The organism is Streptomyces sp. NPDC048420 (genome assembly GCF_040651535.1).
Taxonomy (GTDB): domain Bacteria; phylum Actinomycetota; class Actinomycetes; order Streptomycetales; family Streptomycetaceae; genus Streptomyces.
In genome coordinates this window covers 110,124-124,666 of the sequence record NZ_JBEZKG010000002.1, presented here as the reverse complement: position 1 = coordinate 124,666, position 14,543 = coordinate 110,124, and the positions used below count along the sequence as shown (strand labels likewise).

Sequence of the window (14,543 nt, the reverse complement as noted above, 5' to 3'; positions counted from 1 at the left end):
GACCCGTGGTATATATTTGATTTAGGTCATCTATATATGGAGGTCCGTCATGTCGAAGCTGCTCATCGAGGTCGACGACGAGGCTCTGGCGGAAGCCCAGCTCCTGCTCGGCACGAAGACCAAGAAGGACACCGTCAACACCGCGCTGCTGGAAGTCGCCAAGCGGCGCAGCCGGGCCATAGCGCTGGCCAAGCTCCGTGAGAGGGGGGCGCGCGGCGACTTCGACATCCTCCTGGACAAGAGGAACTACCGCCGATGAGTGATGTCTCGTATCTGGTCGACACCTCGGCTGCCGTGCGCCTGCTCAGCAGCGATGCGTACGACGAGCAGTGGGGGCAGCTGCTCGACAACGGGCTGGTCGCGCTCTGTGATCTGACCGAGTTGGAGATCCTCTTCTCCGCGCGCGGCCGAGCGGACCGTGAAGGCATCCAGGAGGAGCTGCGGCAACTGTTCAGCTGGACCCTCATGCCCGACGGCATCTACCAGCGCGCCCGCGAGGTTCAGCAACTCCTCACCGACAACGGGGAGCACCGCTCGGCCGGACCGGTCGACCTGCTCCTTGCCGCCACCGCCGAGCTGTCGGGTCTGACCCTGCTCCACCACGACCGGGACTTCGAGACGATCGCCGGTCGTACGGGCCAGTCGACCGCCTGGCTGGCCGAGCCCGAGGCCTGAACCACTACGCGCTCGGCTTCTCCTCCAGACGTGGGAAGAGCACCGCGCCCTTGGTGACCGTCGTACCGGGGCGGAGCCGACCCCACTCGCCCGCTTCCTGTACCTTCTGGTCCGCGAGGGCGCCCAGGGACGCCTCCGCGCCGAGGGAGTCCCAGAGTCTGCGGGAGGTCTCCGGCATGACCGGGTTGAGGAGGACCGCCACCGCGCGGAGCGACTCCGCGGCTGTGTAGAGGATGGTCGCAAGGCGGGCCCGGCCCTCCGGTGAACCGTCCTTGGCCACCTTCCAGGGTTCCTGCTCCGTGAGGTAGCCGTTGACCTGCTTCACGAAGTCGAAGACCGCGAGGATTCCGCCCTGGAAGTCGAGGTCGTCGCCGATCCGCCGGTCCGCTTCGGAGACGGCCGCCGCCAGCCCCGCCTGAACCGCCTGCTCCGCATCGCCCGCGGCCGCCGCCTCGGGCAGCTCCCCCTCGAAGTACTTGCCCACCATCGCGGCCACACGCGACGCGAGATTGCCGTAGTCGTTCGCCAGCTCGCTCGTGTAGCGGGCGGAGAAGTCCTCCCAGGAGAACGAGCCGTCCTGGCCGAACGCGATCGCGCGCAGGAAGTACCAGCGGTACGCGTCCACGCCGAAGTGGGAGGTCAGGTCCTGGGGTTTGATGCCCGTCAGGTTCGACTTGGACATCTTCTCGCCGCCGACCATCAGCCAGCCGTTGGCCGCGATCCTTCCCGGCAGCGGCAGGCCCTGCGCCATCAGCATCGCGGGCCAGATGACCGCGTGGAAGCGGAGGATGTCCTTGCCGACGAGGTGGACGTCGGCGGGGAAGGTGCTCTCGAACTTCGCCGGGTTCTCGTTGTAGCCGACCGCCGTCGCGTAGTTCAGCAGGGCGTCGATCCACACGTAGATGACGTGCTTGTCGTCGAAGGGGACCGGGACGCCCCAGTCGAAGGTGGAGCGGGAGATGGAGAGGTCCTGGAGGCCTTGGCGTACGAAGTTCACGACCTCGTTGCGCGCCGACTCGGGCTGGATGAAGCCGGGGTTCTCCTCGTAGTGGGCGAGGAGCCGGTCGCCGTACTCGCTGAGCCTGAAGAAGTAGTTCTCCTCCTTGAGGAGTTCCACCGGCTTCTTGTGGATGGCGCACAGCTGCGTGCCGTCGTCAGCCTCGATGAGGTCGCCGGGCAGCTTGTACTCCTCGCAGCCGACGCAGTACGGGCCCTCGTATCCGCCCTTGTAGATCTCGCCCTTGTCGTGGAGGTCCTGGACGAACTCCTGGACGCGGTCCGTGTGGCGCTTCTCCGTGGTGCGGATGAAGTCGTCGTTCGCGATCTCCAGGTGCTCCCAGAGGGGCTTCCAGGCCTCCTCGACGAGCCTGTCGCACCACTCCTGCGGGCTGACGCCGTTCGCCTGGGCGGTCCGCATGATCTTCTGGCCGTGCTCGTCGGTGCCGGTGAGGTACCACACCCTCTCGCCGCGCTGACGGTGCCAGCGGGTGAGCACGTCGCCGACGACGGTCGTGTAGGCGTGGCCCAGGTGAGGAGCGTCGTTGACGTAGTAGATGGGGGTGGAGACGTAGTACGTCATGGGCGGAAGCGTACTGGCGGTACGGGAACGGGGCCCGGTGGTTTTCCGGGCCCCGTGGTGGTGGTCGTACTGGCTGCTACGGCCGCCAGTTCGCCAGGATGCCCTCGTAGATCTCCGTGTCGGTGAGTTCCTTCGGGGTCTCGCCGGCGAGGAAGTGGGAGGTGTTCGCGAGCTTGAGCTTGCGGAGGTAGTCGAAGGCCTTGTTCTCCGGGTCTCCGAAGGCGACGAAGGAGAAGAAGACGGTGGGGTGGGACTTCGACGCCTCCGTGAGGGCCTGGGTGGCGGGGGTCTTCGCGTCCGGGGCGCCGTCGGTCTGGAAGACGACCAGGGCGGGGGTGTCGGGGGCGTTCTTGGTGTGGTGCGCGAGGACTTCCTCGACGGCTGCGTGGTAGCTGGTACGGCCCATGCGGCCGAGGTCGGCGTGCAGGTCGTCGATCTTGTTCTCGTGGTCGGTGAGGGTGAGCTCGCCGGTGCCGTCGAGTTCGGTGGAGAAGAAGACGACGTGGACCTTTGCGGCCGGGTCCAGGTGGGCGGCGAGCGCGAGGGTCTGCTCACCGAGGGCCTGGGCGGAGCCGTCCTTGTAGTACGCGCGCATGCTCGCGGAGCGGTCCAGGACGAGGTAGGTGGTGGCTGTGGTGCCGGTCAGGTTGTGGGTGGAGAGGGTGGCGGCGGCGGCGGTGTAGGCCGTGCGGAGGGTGGGGGGTACGGACTTTTCGTTCCCACCCGCACCACCCGTGACAGTTTCGTCGTCGTCTGCGGGTGGCCCCTGTGGGGCGTCCTCGCCGTCGGCGGCCGCGGGGGCGTTCGCCGCTGCGGCGGGTGCCGGCTCGGGCTCGGGGGCGGGGGCGGGGGTGACCTCGGCGACCGGCTGGGGCTCCGGTTCTACGACGGTCTCGGCGACCGGCTCGGGCGCGGGCTCCGGGGTTGTTTCGGCGATCGGCTCGGGCGCGTGCGCGGGCTCGGGGGTCGTTTCGGCGACCGGCTGGGGCTCCGGTTCTACGACGGTCTCGGCGACCGGCTCGGGCGCGGGCTCCGGGGTCGTTTCGGCGACTGGCTCGGGCTCGGATGCGGGCTCGGGGGTCGTTTCGGCGACCGGCTCGGGCTTGGGCTCGGAAGCGGTCTGGGCGACCGGCTCCGGCGCCGGCTCCGGCTCTACGACCGTCTCGGGCTCCGAGGCAGTTGCTTCCTCGGTGGCCGGCTCGGCTACTGCGGTGGCCGTCGGCTCCGGTTCCGGGGTGGCCTCGGGCTGCGCCGCTGCTTCCGGCTCCGGTGCGGACTCCGTCGCCTGCGGCTGCTCTTCCTCCACAGCCACAGCCACAGCCACGGGCGCCGGCGCTTCCGTCACCGGCTCCTCTACGGCCGTGTCCTCCACCACCGGTTCCTCTGCGGCGGACTCGTCAGTGACCGCGTCCGAGGCCACCGGCTCCGCTGCGGAGACCTCGGGCTCCTCGGAAACGGTCTCCTGGGCGCCCGCCTTCTCGGCAACCGCCTTCTCGGCAACCGCCTTCTCGGCAACCGGCTCCTCGGCAACCGGCTCCCCAAGCTCTTGGTTCGCGGACGCTACCGGCGGCTCTTCGGTGGGCTGGCCGGCCTCGGCCGGCGCCTCCGCGCTCGCGCCCGGTGCCGTGCCCTCCGTCTCCGTCGGAGACCCCTGCTTCGGGACCGAGACCTTGTCGAACGCGGCCGAGACCAGTTCGTGCTCGGACTCCGTCGAGAGTGTGGCGGTGCGCGGCTCGGGGACCGTGGCCGTCACCGGGGAGGGCGGGGTCGGCTCGGTCGCCGGGGTCGGGAGCTTCGGTTCCGTCGCCTCCTGCGAAGGAACCGCACCCTCTGCCTCGGTGGCAGCGCCCTTGCGTGATCGGCCGCCGAACGCGTTCCGCAGGAGAGTGAGAATGCCCATGTGCGCAACCCTTCGCATGAGTTGTAGCCCGTCAATCCCTGGCCAGGACGGACACGTAAGGTTAGCGGCCCTGGATTGCGATCTTGGGCAGGGGCAGGGGGTCGGGCCCCCGGGCGTCAAGACCTACTTCCGGACTTCACCCGCGCGTGACGTCAACTCCGCTACGTCCACCCCGGGTTCATTCACGGTTCACCGCCTCGCCCCGCTCCCGCACAAACGCGCCCCTACCGTCCGTCACGCGAGCTTCAAGGGGAAGCAAGGGGAGAGTAAAAGTGCGTATACAGCTGCCGCTGATCACAAAGTCGGAGTCGCATCCTGGCGGTCGGTCCGCCCTGACCTGCCGTTTCCGGTGTGGTGACGCCTGTTTCCACCCGGCGCCCAACACCTCCTCCAACCCGTACGTCGGCGATGTCATCGCCACCGCGCTCAGCCGCCGCTCGATGATGCGTGCCGCCGCCGTGGTGACCGTGGCCGCCGCCGCGGGCACCGCAGTCACCACCCGGGACGCCCAGGCCGCGGAGCTGAGCGGCACGGCCAAGGACAAGGGCAAGAGCAAGGGCGCCCGCGGCCTCCGCTTCACCCCCGTCGCGCCCAACACCGACGACACCGTGACCATCCCGGCGGGCTACGCCCAGAACGTCGTCGTCCGCTGGGGCGAGCCCATCCTGCGCGGGGCCCCCGCCTTCGACCCGGACAAGCAGACCGCCGCCGCCCAGGCCGGCCAGTTCGGGTACAACAACGACTTCCTCTCGCTGCTCCCGCTGCCCGGCGAGCGCGGCCGGCAGGTGCTCGTCGCCAACCACGAGTACACCGACGAAGTGCTCATGTTCCGCGGCTACGACGCCGCCAACCCCACCCGCGAGCAGGTCGAGATCGCCTGGGCCGCCCACGGTCTCGGTGTCGTCGTGGTGGAGGAGAACAAGAAGAACGGCGCGCTCACCCTCGTACCCCGCCACCACCTCAACCGGCGCGTCACCGCCACCACCGAGTTCCGGCTGACCGGTCCCGCCGCCGGGTCCGACCTGCTGAAGACCTCCGCGGACCCGACCGGCCGGAAGGTGCTGGGCACCCTCAACAACTGCTCCGGCGGCACCACCCCCTGGGGGACCACCCTCCACGGCGAGGAGAACTTCAACCAGTACTTCGCCAACGCGAGCCGGCCGACGGACAAGCGGTACGGCCTCGGGACGGGCGCCTCCGAGCGCAAGTGGGAACGGTTCGACAAGCGGTTCGACGTCGCCCAGGAGCCCAACGAGTCCCATCGCTTCGGGTACGTCGTCGAGCTCGACCCGTACGACCCGTCCTCCGCGCCCCGCAAGCACACCGCGCTCGGCCGGTTCAAGCACGAGGGCGCGACCGTACGCCTCACGCACGACGGGCGGCCGGTCGTCTACTCCGGGGACGACGAGCGGTTCGACTACTTCTACAAGTTCGTCGGCAGCAAGCGGATGAAGCACGGCAGCGGCAGGGCCGTGCGGGAGCACAACCTCTCCCTGCTCGACGAGGGGACCCTGTACGTCGCCCGGCTCACCGGCGACTCCCCCGCCATCGAGATCGACGGCACCGGCAAGCTGCCCGCCGACGGGGAGTTCGACGGCAGCGGCGAGTGGATCCCGCTGGCGACCGCCACCGCGAAGGGTGCCGTGTCGCACGTCGAGGGCATGACCGCCGACGAGGTGTTCGTGTTCACGCGGCTCGCCGGGGACAAGGTCGGCGCGACCAAGATGGACCGGCCCGAGGACATCGAGCCCAACCCGCACTCCGGCAAGGTGTACGTCGCCCTCACCAACAACACCAACCGCGGTGTCGGCACGAACGCCCCGGCCGACGAGGCCAACCCCCGCAACGCCAACAAGCACGGGCACATCCTGGAGCTCACCGAGCGGTGGAACCGGGCCGACAGCACGAAGTTCGTCTGGACGCTGTTCCTCGTCGCCGGGGACCCGGAGGATCCCGCCACCTACTTCGCCGGGTTCCCGAAGGACGACGTCTCGCCGATCTCCTGCCCGGACAACGTGGCCTTCGACCCGCACGGGAACCTGTGGATCTCGACCGACGGCAACCAGCTGGGGTCGCACGACGGGTTGTTCGGTGTCGCCACGAAGGGGGATCGGCGGGGTGAGCTCAAGCAGTTCCTGACGGTACCGACGGGGGCGGAGACCTGCGGTCCGCTGGTGCAGGGGCGGCGGGTGCTGGTTGCTGTGCAGCATCCCGGGGAGATCAGCGGGGCGACTGTGGAGAAGCCGGCGAGCACGTGGCCTGACGGGGTCGGCAAGATCGTGCGGCCTGCTGTTGTTGCCGTTTGGCGCAAGGATGGGGGCGACATCGGCGTGTAGGGGCGGCTGCGGGTGCGTGGGGGGCTGGTCGCGCAGTTCCTCGCGCCCCTGAGCAGGTGCAGTGATCGCCCTTGCTGCTGCCACCTCCTGTCGCAGTGGCTCCAAAACGCTGCCCGCCGTACCCGTACCCTCGCCGCCTGGTCGACCGCGAGGTCATCCGGGCCCGTGCAGCGTGACGTCCACCAGCAGGGCCCGGTGGTCGGTGTCCGGCAGGTCCAGGAAGCGGGCGTCGCCGACAGAGAAGTCCCCCGACACCAGCACGTGGTCGATCTGCGCGCCGATCGCCAGGGCGGTGCGGGCCGGCCAGGTCGGGGTACGACCGGACCCGGCGAGGCGGGCCGCGTCGCGCAGACCGGTGTCGAGGATCGCGCGGAAGGCCGCGTGGTCCTGGGAGGCGTTGAAGTCGCCGGCCAGGACGGTCGGCGTCGAGCCCCTGGCGGCCGCGAAGTCCCGCAGCTTGCCCAACTCGCCGCGCCACAGGTCCAGTTGGCTCGGCAGCGGGGGCATCGGGTGCGCGAGTTGCAGCCGTACGGCGTGACCGTGCACGTCGGCGACCGCCCCCGGCATGCCCATGGTCGCGGGGATTCCGGCGGCCGCCGTCAGCGGGAAGCGGCTGAGGATGACGGACCCGGCCGAGCCGCCGTCCTCCACGGACTGCCGGTACGGATAGGTCAGGGACGTGCGCAGTTTCGCCGAGCAGCCGTACTCGCACTCCTCCACGAACACGACGTCCGGTTTCTCCTCACGGACGGTGGTGACGAGGGCGTCGGTGGCCCGGCCGAACTCGACGTTCGACGTCAGCACCCGGAACGAGGCGAGCACCCGGCCGTCCGGTTCGCCGCCCGTGCCGTAGGGCGCGATGAACCACGCGAGCAGTCCGAGGACGACGGCCGCCCACACCGTCCCCGGCCACCACCGGGCGAGCAGCGCGAGGGCGAGGCCGAGTCCGGCGGGTGCGAGGAGCCAGGGCAGGAAGGCGAGGAGCTGGGGGACGGGGGTGATGCCGTCCGTGTCGGCGAGCCGGCAGCCGACGACGACGCTCACGGAGGTGAAGAGCAGGGCAGCGGTCCAGATGACGGGGCGCCGGTGGGTCACCGTGCCGAGCCTACGAGCGGGCGTCGGCCTTCGCCAGGAACTTCCCGAGCACGGTGTTGAACTCCGCCGCCTGTTCGAGGTTCGGCAGGTGCGCGGCCCCGGCGAACACATGCAGTTCCGAGTCCGGGAGGGCCGCGTGCATCGCCTCCGCGTCGGCGACCGGCGTGTAGGTGTCGTCGGCGCCCACGAGGACCAGCGCGGGGATTGTGACGCGGGTGAGCAGCTCGCGGTAGTCGGGGCGGGCGGCACGGGCGCGCAGGGCGGCCGCCGCGGACTCGGGGCGGGTGGCCGTCATCATGCCGTGCACGTGGGCCTTGACCTCGGGGGAGGCGTAGGGCGCGACCATCTTCTCCAGCACCTCGTCGGCGTACCCGCGCATGCCCTCGCGCAGCAGCCGGTCCGCCATGGCGTGCCGGACCTTCACGCCGTCAGGGGTCTCGGCGGCCGGAAAGGTGTCGGCGAGGACCAGGCCCCGGATGCGGTCGGGGAACCGTCCGTAGCAGTCCATGGCGATCTGGCCGCCCATGGACAGGCCCGCCAACACGCAGGTGGACACGCCGAGTTCGTCCAGCAGCGCCTCGATGTCCTGGGCGAACCGGCCGAAGCCGGTGACGGGGGCGGCCCGCGACGCGGTGCCGTAGCCGCGCAGGTCGGGGGCGATCACCTGGCGGGAGGCGGAGAAGGCCTCGATCTGCGGGTGCCACATCGTGTGGTCGAAGGGGTGGCCGTGGACCAGGACCAGGGGGATCGCTGTCATGTCGTCGACCCTAGGTCGGCCCGACTTCTCGGTGCAATAAGATCTTTGCCCTCGGTGCAATTACAGGGGGTTCACGTGCCCGACTACCGGAGTATCGCCGACCGCATAGCCGCCGACATCGCCGCCGGACGGCTGCGCCCCGGCCAACGCCTGCCCCCGCAACGGCAGTTCGCCCGACGGCACGGGATCGCCGCGTCGACGGCGGAGCGGGCGTACGGCGAACTCGTACGGCGGGGACTGGTCGTGGGCGAGGTCGGACGCGGCACCTTCGTGCGGGCCGCCGTGCCCGTGACGTCCGGCCGGGGGCTCATCGAGGACGCGGGGGCGCCCGTCAACCTGGAGCTCAACTACCCGTCCGTGGCAGGCCAGTCGGAGCTCCTCGCCGACACCCTCGGGCCCCTGCTGCGCCCCGACGTGCTGACCGAGGCGCTCCGTCCGGCCGCCGCCACCGGCACGGCGGCCGCCCGTGAGGCCGCCGCCGCGCTCCTCGCCACCCCCGGCTGGCGGCCCGACGCGGACCGGGTCCTCTTCACGGGCAACGCCCGCCAGGCCGTCGCCACCGCCCTCGCCTCCCTGGTGCGCCCGGGCGGCCGGGTCGGGGTCGAGGAGCTGACGTATCCCGTGGTCAAGGAGATCGCGGCCCGGCTCGGCATCACCCTGGTGCCGCTCGCCACCGACGAGGACGGACTGCGCCCCGAGTCGGTGGCCGCCGCCCACCGCACGGCTCCCCTGTCGGCCCTCTATGTGCAGCCGACCCTGCACAACCCGACGTCCGTCACCATGAGCGCCGAGCGCAGGCGTCAACTCGCCCTGGTCGTGGGCGCCTTGGACATCCCGGTGGTGGAGGACCGCATCTGGTCGTTCCTGGCGGAGGGCGACGACCCGTTCGCGGCCCAGGTGCCCGCCCTCACCCATGTCGTCGACGGTCTGTCCAAGCGGGTGGCGCCGGGGCTCACCGTCGGCTTTCTCGTCGTACCGCGGCAGCGCGTGGAGGCGGTGGCGGACGCCGTGCGCTCCGGCGGGTGGAGTGCCGGGCGGTTCGCGCTGGAGGCGGCGACCGGGTGGATGACGAACGGGACCGTGGAGCGGCTGGTCCGCCAGAAGCGGGCGGACGCGGCGCACCGGCAGCGGCTGCTGGCCGAGTGCCTGGCCGGGTTCGCCGTACGGTCCGATCCGCGCGCCTACTACGCCTGGTGGGAGCTGCCCGCCCCCTGGCGGGCGGACACCTTCACGGCCGCCGCCGCGGCGCTCGGTATCGCCGTCCCGCCCGGCCCGTCCTTCGCGGTCGACCCGAGCCGCACCCCGGACGCGGTACGGCTCGGGCTCGCGTCGGCTCCCGCGGCGGACCTGGAGCGGGCGCTGCGCACCCTCGCGGACCTGGCCGCGCGGGGCTCGGGCCGGTCCGGCAGGCCGTCGTCAACCCAGGCCGGTCGGCCCCGCGGTGGGCTGGGCGGCGCCGGAGAGATCGGTCGGTGAGGTGATGGTCACCTTCAGGTCGCCAACCTCGGCCCTCAGCGGCTCGGCCACGGCCACCCGGCCCCGCACCCGGACGTACCGGCTCAGCCAGGTGCCGACGGCGACCGTCAGGCCCACGGCGACCAGCAGCCAGGAGGCCTGGCGCAGCGTGAGGGTCAGGGCGTCGTAGATGGCGCCCGCCGCCGGGCGGTGCACCGGGTCGGGCAGGTCGGTGAGGGTGAGGTGGCGGCCGATGGCCACGGCGAGGCCCAGCAGCGCCCCGCCCAGGGCCGTGCCGAGTGCGGTCGCGGTGAGCGCGCGGCGGCGGCAGGCGGCCACCGCGATCCCGGCGACGGCGAGGGCGGCGGCCGTCACAGGCAGCCAGAAACCGGCGACTTCGAGCACGTCGTAGCCCTTCCGGAGGCGGTCGAGTTCGGCGGCCGGGAGTACGGCCACCCTGGTGTGGGAGAGGTCCGACGGCACATGCTCGGAGGGGAGTTGCCGCTCCACCTCGGCGAGGTCGACGCTCACCTCATGGCGGCCGTCGTCATGCAGCGCGTTCGACACGGCGTCGTGGACGGCCCGGTTGCCGGCGTCCCACGCGGTGCGGAAGGCCGGGGTGCGGGCGAAGTCGTGCACGAAGGGCCGCAGCGGCTCCCCGACCTCGTCCGCCACGGCGTCCCGTACAGCGGGGTCGGCGGCCAGCGGTGCCATCGCGGTGACGTACCGGCCCGTGTCGGCGAGGCCGCAGGCCCAGGCCGCCAGCGCGCCGAAGGGCACGAGGAGACAGGCCAGCGCGATCAGTACGGCCGACAGGGCGCCGCGGACACGGGAGGTCACCCCTCCAGGCAAAACCGTCGAAGGCGGCCGCGCGAGCCGTGGAGCTGCGGATTCCGCCCTCCGGTGGAGGGTTCACCCGAACGGGTGTCTCATGGATCAAGGGGATGAAGGAGGCCGATCATGCGCACCACTACGGCCCTGCGGACCCTGGCCGTGGCCCTGCTCACCGGCGGAACGTTCGCCGTCACGGCGGCGGGCACCTTCGCCGAGGCAGCCCCGCCCACCCACACCGAAGGCCACGGTGACGGCGGTCCGATCTGGGGCACCATCGTCTCCCGCACCGCGCTCAACGTGCGGGACGCGCCCACCACCCACTCCGCCGCCGTCGACCGGCTCGCACCGGGCAGTCAGGACCGCGTCGAGTGCATGGTCCGCGGACAGCGCGTCAACGGCAACCCGTACTGGTACTGGTTCACCGGTGCCCAGGGCTGGGTGAGCGCCGAGTTCGTCGACACCGGTTGGCGTTCCGTGCCGACCTGTGCGGATCCGTGTCCACAGTGGAAGAACGGCGGCTGGAACAACGCCGACTGGAACGACCCGAGCTGGGACTCCGGTTCCGACTCCTGGGCGGCCTCCGGCTCCGTCTCGTGGAGCTTCTCGGGCTCCTGGAGCTGGAGCGTGGGATGAGGGAAGCCGTGGACCCCGGCCACCTCGTGGCCGGGGTCCACGCGCGTCCGCTAGCGGATCCGGTTCCCCTCGCCGTCCTCGTGCGTGTAGTAGCGGTAGAAGAACACGACGAAGATGCCCGCCGCGACCGCCATGCCCAGGGCCGTGGACCGCAGCACGCTCTCTCCCGTCTGGCTGTACAGGAACCCGACCGCCGCGCCCGCGAAACCGGACTTCACGGCGGAGTGGAGCTCCCGCTTCAGCAGCGGGGCGAACGTCGCCACGGCGATGCACAGCACGATGAACGCCAGCGCCGTCACAAAGCCGAACAGCAGGTTCCAGCCGGTGATCGGCCCGCCGTCACGACGGTTCGCCGCGGCCCAGTAGCCGTAGACCAGCCCGAGTACGACCGGGATGCCGTACCTGGCGGCCGTGTGCACCTTGGTGCCGAAGACATCGGGTGTCCGGGCGAATCCGCCCGTGGGTGCCGCGTGAGCCATGAGAGCACTCCTCTCTCCCCACCCCTGTACACCCCCGACTACCAGAGCACACCTGGGGGCAGGCCCTGGCAAGTCGAATGACCGCACGAGAGAGACGAGCGGGCAGGAAAGGGACGTTTGCCGTCCTGGGAACTCCCCTTCGCAGCCGCAGCGGTTACCGTGCTGCCGTAAGTGATCGACGGGGGATGGGGAGGGACCGATGCCCGGGACCGTGCTGCTGCTCGCCGCCTCACCGGTGGGCAAGAGCTGTCTGGTGGACGCGGCGTCCGTGCTTCCCGTCCTCGCGGCCGTACCGCCCGCCGTGCTCTCCGGCACCGACACCGCCAACGTCGTCGAACTCGCCGACCCCCTGGAACCGCAGGCCGTCCTGACCCGCCTGCGGGCCGTCGCTGCCACACCGGGGCCGCTGACCGTGTTCGTGGCCGGCCAGCTCGCCCTGGACCGCCGCCAGCATCTGCCCCACCTCGCGCTGGCCCGCACCACCCCGGCCACCGTGCGCTACACGGCGCTGCCGTGGCAGTGGATCCGCGAGGAGTTCCGGCTGCGCTCACCGGGTTCGACGACGCTCTTCCTCGACTTGCACGCCGACGCGGAGATGTGGGGGTGGCTGCGGACGCACGCGCTCGACTCCGGGCGCAACAACGCGGTGTTCGGTCGGATCGCGCCGCCGCCGTCGAGGCGTACGGTGGCCTCGCCGGCGTACATGAAGACGATCGCGACGATTCTGCGCAGCGGGTGGCGTCCGCCGGTCGAGCAGTTGCATCAGCAGGCGTTCATCAGGCTGGGGCCCGAGGCGTACGGGGACGTGGTGTTGACCGTGCCGCCTGCTCCGGTGGCCGTCCCCGGGGGCTTCGCCCCCAGACCCCCGTATCGGCCTGAACGGCCTCGTCCTCAATCGCCGGACGGGCTGGGAGTCCCCGCACAGCCTCCTCAGCAGGAACCCGTGGACCCGCACGTCCAGGTCACCGCCGCCGTCCAGGCCGGGCGCCACCAGGAGGCCGACACGCTCGCCCTCGCGCACGAGCAGGCCGCCGGCCAGGCCCACGGCCCCGCCTCCGAGCAGGCCCTGCACTGGTCCGAGGTCCGGGCGGATCTCGCGATGTTCGCCAGGGATTCGGCGCGCAGCTGCCGGATCTGGCTGACGGTGGCCGAGACGCGGCTGGCCGCCGGGCAGGCCCCGGACTCGCCGGCCGTGGAGAAGGCCGTGGACCGGGCCCACCACCAGTGGGGGCAGGTCCGTGACAAGGCCCGGGCCCAGGAACTCGGCGCCCTGCTCGCCGAGTTGCGCACCCGCGTCCCGGGCCGCCGCCCCGGCGCCCTGGAGAACGTGCGCAAGCAGCTGCGGGAGTTGCAGGCGACGCCGTTCTAGCCGAGCATCGCCAGCGCCCCCGACACCAGCGTCCGCACCCCCGGTGCCACCGTCGACAGGTCGGGGGCGAAGTGCGGGCTGTGGTTGCTGGGCACCGCGTCGAACTTCTCCATCAGGTCCGCGCCCGGCGCCGCGTCCCACACCGCGGCCGGGGTGCAGGTCACGAACCAGTAGGAGTACGGGAGTTCGCCGAGCGCGAGCTTCGAGAAGTCCTCGCTGGCCATCGCCGGACCGGAATCGAAGACCGTCTCGGCGCCGAAGACCTCGCGGTGCACGGCAGCGATCCGGTCGTCGGTCTCCGGGTCGTTGACCGTGGCCGGGAACGAGCCGCCGAGGGTCACCTCGGGCTCGCGCGGACAGCCGGCCGCATGGCACTCGCCCTCGGCGATCCGCCGGATCGCTGCGAGCATCCGGTCCCGGACCGTTTCCGACTGGGTGCGCAGGTTGAGGGAGATGCGGGCGGTGGCGGGGATGATGTTCGGGGCCGTGCCCGCCTCGATCCGGCCGACGGTCAGGACGGCCGACTCGCGCGGTGTGATCTCCCGGCTGACGACCGTCTGGAGCCGCGTGACGATGTAGGCGGCCGTGACGACCGGGTCGACCGTCGTCTCGGGGCGCGAGCCGTGTCCGCCCCGGCCGTGCACCACGATCTCGACGTCCGTCGTTGCCGACATGATCAGGCCCGGCACATGCGGGTACAGGCCCGCCGGACCCGGCACCGCGTGCTGGCCGAGCAGTACGTCCGGGCGCGGGAAACGGTCGTAGAGCCCGTCGGCCACCATGGCGGCCGCCCCGCCGCCGGCCTCCTCGGCGGGCTGGCCCACCAGGAGCAGCGTCCCGGACCAGGTCTCGCGGCCGTCCGCGAGCGCCTTGGCCGCCCCCGCCAGCCAGGTCACGTGCAGGTCGTGCCCGCAGGCGTGCATGACCCCGGGCGTCTCGGAGGCGTACGGCAGCCCGGTCCGCTCCTCGACCGGGAGTGCGTCCATGTCGGCGCGCAGGAGGACGGTCGGTCCCTCGCCGTTGCGCAGGACGCCCGCGACTCCCGTGCCGCCGATGCCCTCGGCCGTCTCGAACCCGGCCCGACGGAGGTGTGAGGCGAGCATCCCGGCCGTGCGGTGCTCGTGCAGGGACAGCTCGGGGTGGCGGTGCAGATCCCGATAGAGGTCCTCCAGGGCGGACACCGGGAGATCGGTGGTGAGGTCCAGCGCGGTACGGGCGGCGGCAGAGGTCACGCCGGCAGCGTACGCGGCGCGGATGTCATCGCGTGAGGTTCACGCCACGCGGGCCGCGAGTGGGAGCCACCAGTGGGACCAAGGGGGTGTGTCCCACCGGTGGCGGCTTGGGCCGGCTCAGGTGACCTTGGATGCCGACGCTTGGGGGAACCTTTGCTCAGGGGTGAGCGTTGGGCGGGTGAATGGCTCCGCCAACAAC

At 71.5% G+C, this 14,543-nt stretch carries 13 protein-coding genes; 6 read left to right on the top strand and 7 right to left on the bottom strand.

The features are described from left to right. The first annotated feature begins 49 nt into the window (after positions 1-49). Complete coding sequence (locus tag AB0D34_RS03305) at positions 50-259, top strand: type II toxin-antitoxin system VapB family antitoxin (protein ID WP_086751292.1); 210 nt, start codon at positions 50-52, stop codon at positions 257-259. Continuing rightward, positions 256-675, top strand: a complete 420-nt coding sequence (locus AB0D34_RS03300) for a PIN domain nuclease (protein ID WP_362655727.1) — start codon at positions 256-258, stop codon at positions 673-675. The genes AB0D34_RS03305 and AB0D34_RS03300 overlap by 4 nt, the downstream gene beginning before the upstream one ends. 4 nt (positions 676-679) lie before the next feature. Here AB0D34_RS03300 and metG read toward each other — a convergent pair whose 3' ends face one another. Beyond that, complete coding sequence (gene metG / locus AB0D34_RS03295) at positions 680-2,254, bottom strand: methionine--tRNA ligase (protein ID WP_362655725.1); 1,575 nt, start codon at positions 2,252-2,254, stop codon at positions 680-682. A 76-nt stretch (positions 2,255-2,330) separates the two neighbouring features. After that, complete coding sequence (locus tag AB0D34_RS03290; RefSeq protein ID WP_362655722.1) at positions 2,331-4,154, bottom strand: VWA domain-containing protein; 1,824 nt, start codon at positions 4,152-4,154, stop codon at positions 2,331-2,333. 272 nt (positions 4,155-4,426) lie between these two features. Between AB0D34_RS03290 and AB0D34_RS03285 the strand changes: the two genes are divergently transcribed. Beyond that, on the top strand, positions 4,427-6,490 hold the full coding sequence (locus tag AB0D34_RS03285) for a PhoX family protein (RefSeq protein ID WP_362655719.1): 2,064 nt from the start codon (positions 4,427-4,429) through the stop codon (positions 6,488-6,490). Positions 6,491-6,643: 153 nt separating this feature from the next. Here the strand turns inward: AB0D34_RS03285 and AB0D34_RS03280 are convergent, their stop codons facing one another. After that, the gene (locus AB0D34_RS03280) at positions 6,644-7,585 is read right to left on the bottom strand and encodes an endonuclease/exonuclease/phosphatase family protein (protein WP_362655716.1); all 942 of its coding nucleotides are present in this window, start codon (positions 7,583-7,585) and stop codon (positions 6,644-6,646) included. Between the two features lie 10 nt (positions 7,586-7,595). Further along, positions 7,596-8,342 (bottom strand): alpha/beta hydrolase, encoded by a 747-nt coding sequence (locus AB0D34_RS03275; protein ID WP_362655713.1) that lies wholly within the window; start codon positions 8,340-8,342, stop codon positions 7,596-7,598. Between the two features lie 75 nt (positions 8,343-8,417). On the opposite strand from AB0D34_RS03275, the gene AB0D34_RS03270 reads away from it, so the two are divergent. Beyond that, entirely contained in the window at positions 8,418-9,818 is a 1,401-nt protein-coding gene (locus tag AB0D34_RS03270) for a PLP-dependent aminotransferase family protein (RefSeq protein WP_362655710.1), read from the top strand. On the opposite strand, the gene AB0D34_RS03265 is transcribed toward AB0D34_RS03270, so the two are convergent. Then, entirely contained in the window at positions 9,759-10,637 is an 879-nt protein-coding gene (locus AB0D34_RS03265) for a hypothetical protein (RefSeq protein WP_362655707.1), read from the bottom strand. The two genes, AB0D34_RS03270 and AB0D34_RS03265, sit on opposite strands and share 60 nt — an antisense overlap. Positions 10,638-10,757: 120 nt before the next feature. On the opposite strand from AB0D34_RS03265, the gene AB0D34_RS03260 reads away from it, so the two are divergent. Next, the gene (locus AB0D34_RS03260) at positions 10,758-11,264 is read left to right on the top strand and encodes an SH3 domain-containing protein (protein WP_362655705.1); all 507 of its coding nucleotides are present in this window, start codon (positions 10,758-10,760) and stop codon (positions 11,262-11,264) included. Between the two features lie 50 nt (positions 11,265-11,314). Here AB0D34_RS03260 and AB0D34_RS03255 read toward each other — a convergent pair whose 3' ends face one another. Next, positions 11,315-11,743 (bottom strand): hypothetical protein, encoded by a 429-nt coding sequence (locus AB0D34_RS03255; RefSeq protein WP_362655702.1) that lies wholly within the window; start codon positions 11,741-11,743, stop codon positions 11,315-11,317. A gap of 199 nt (positions 11,744-11,942) precedes the next feature. Between AB0D34_RS03255 and AB0D34_RS03250 the strand changes: the two genes are divergently transcribed. Continuing rightward, positions 11,943-13,112 carry a hypothetical protein gene (locus tag AB0D34_RS03250; protein WP_362655700.1) on the top strand — a complete coding sequence of 390 codons (1,170 nt, stop codon included), beginning with the start codon at positions 11,943-11,945 and terminating at the stop codon, positions 13,110-13,112. Here the strand turns inward: AB0D34_RS03250 and AB0D34_RS03245 are convergent. Then, positions 13,109-14,344, bottom strand: coding sequence for an amidohydrolase (locus tag AB0D34_RS03245; protein ID WP_362655697.1), 1,236 nt, complete (start codon positions 14,342-14,344; stop codon positions 13,109-13,111). The genes AB0D34_RS03250 and AB0D34_RS03245 overlap by 4 nt on opposite strands. Positions 14,345-14,543: the final 199 nt, after the last annotated feature.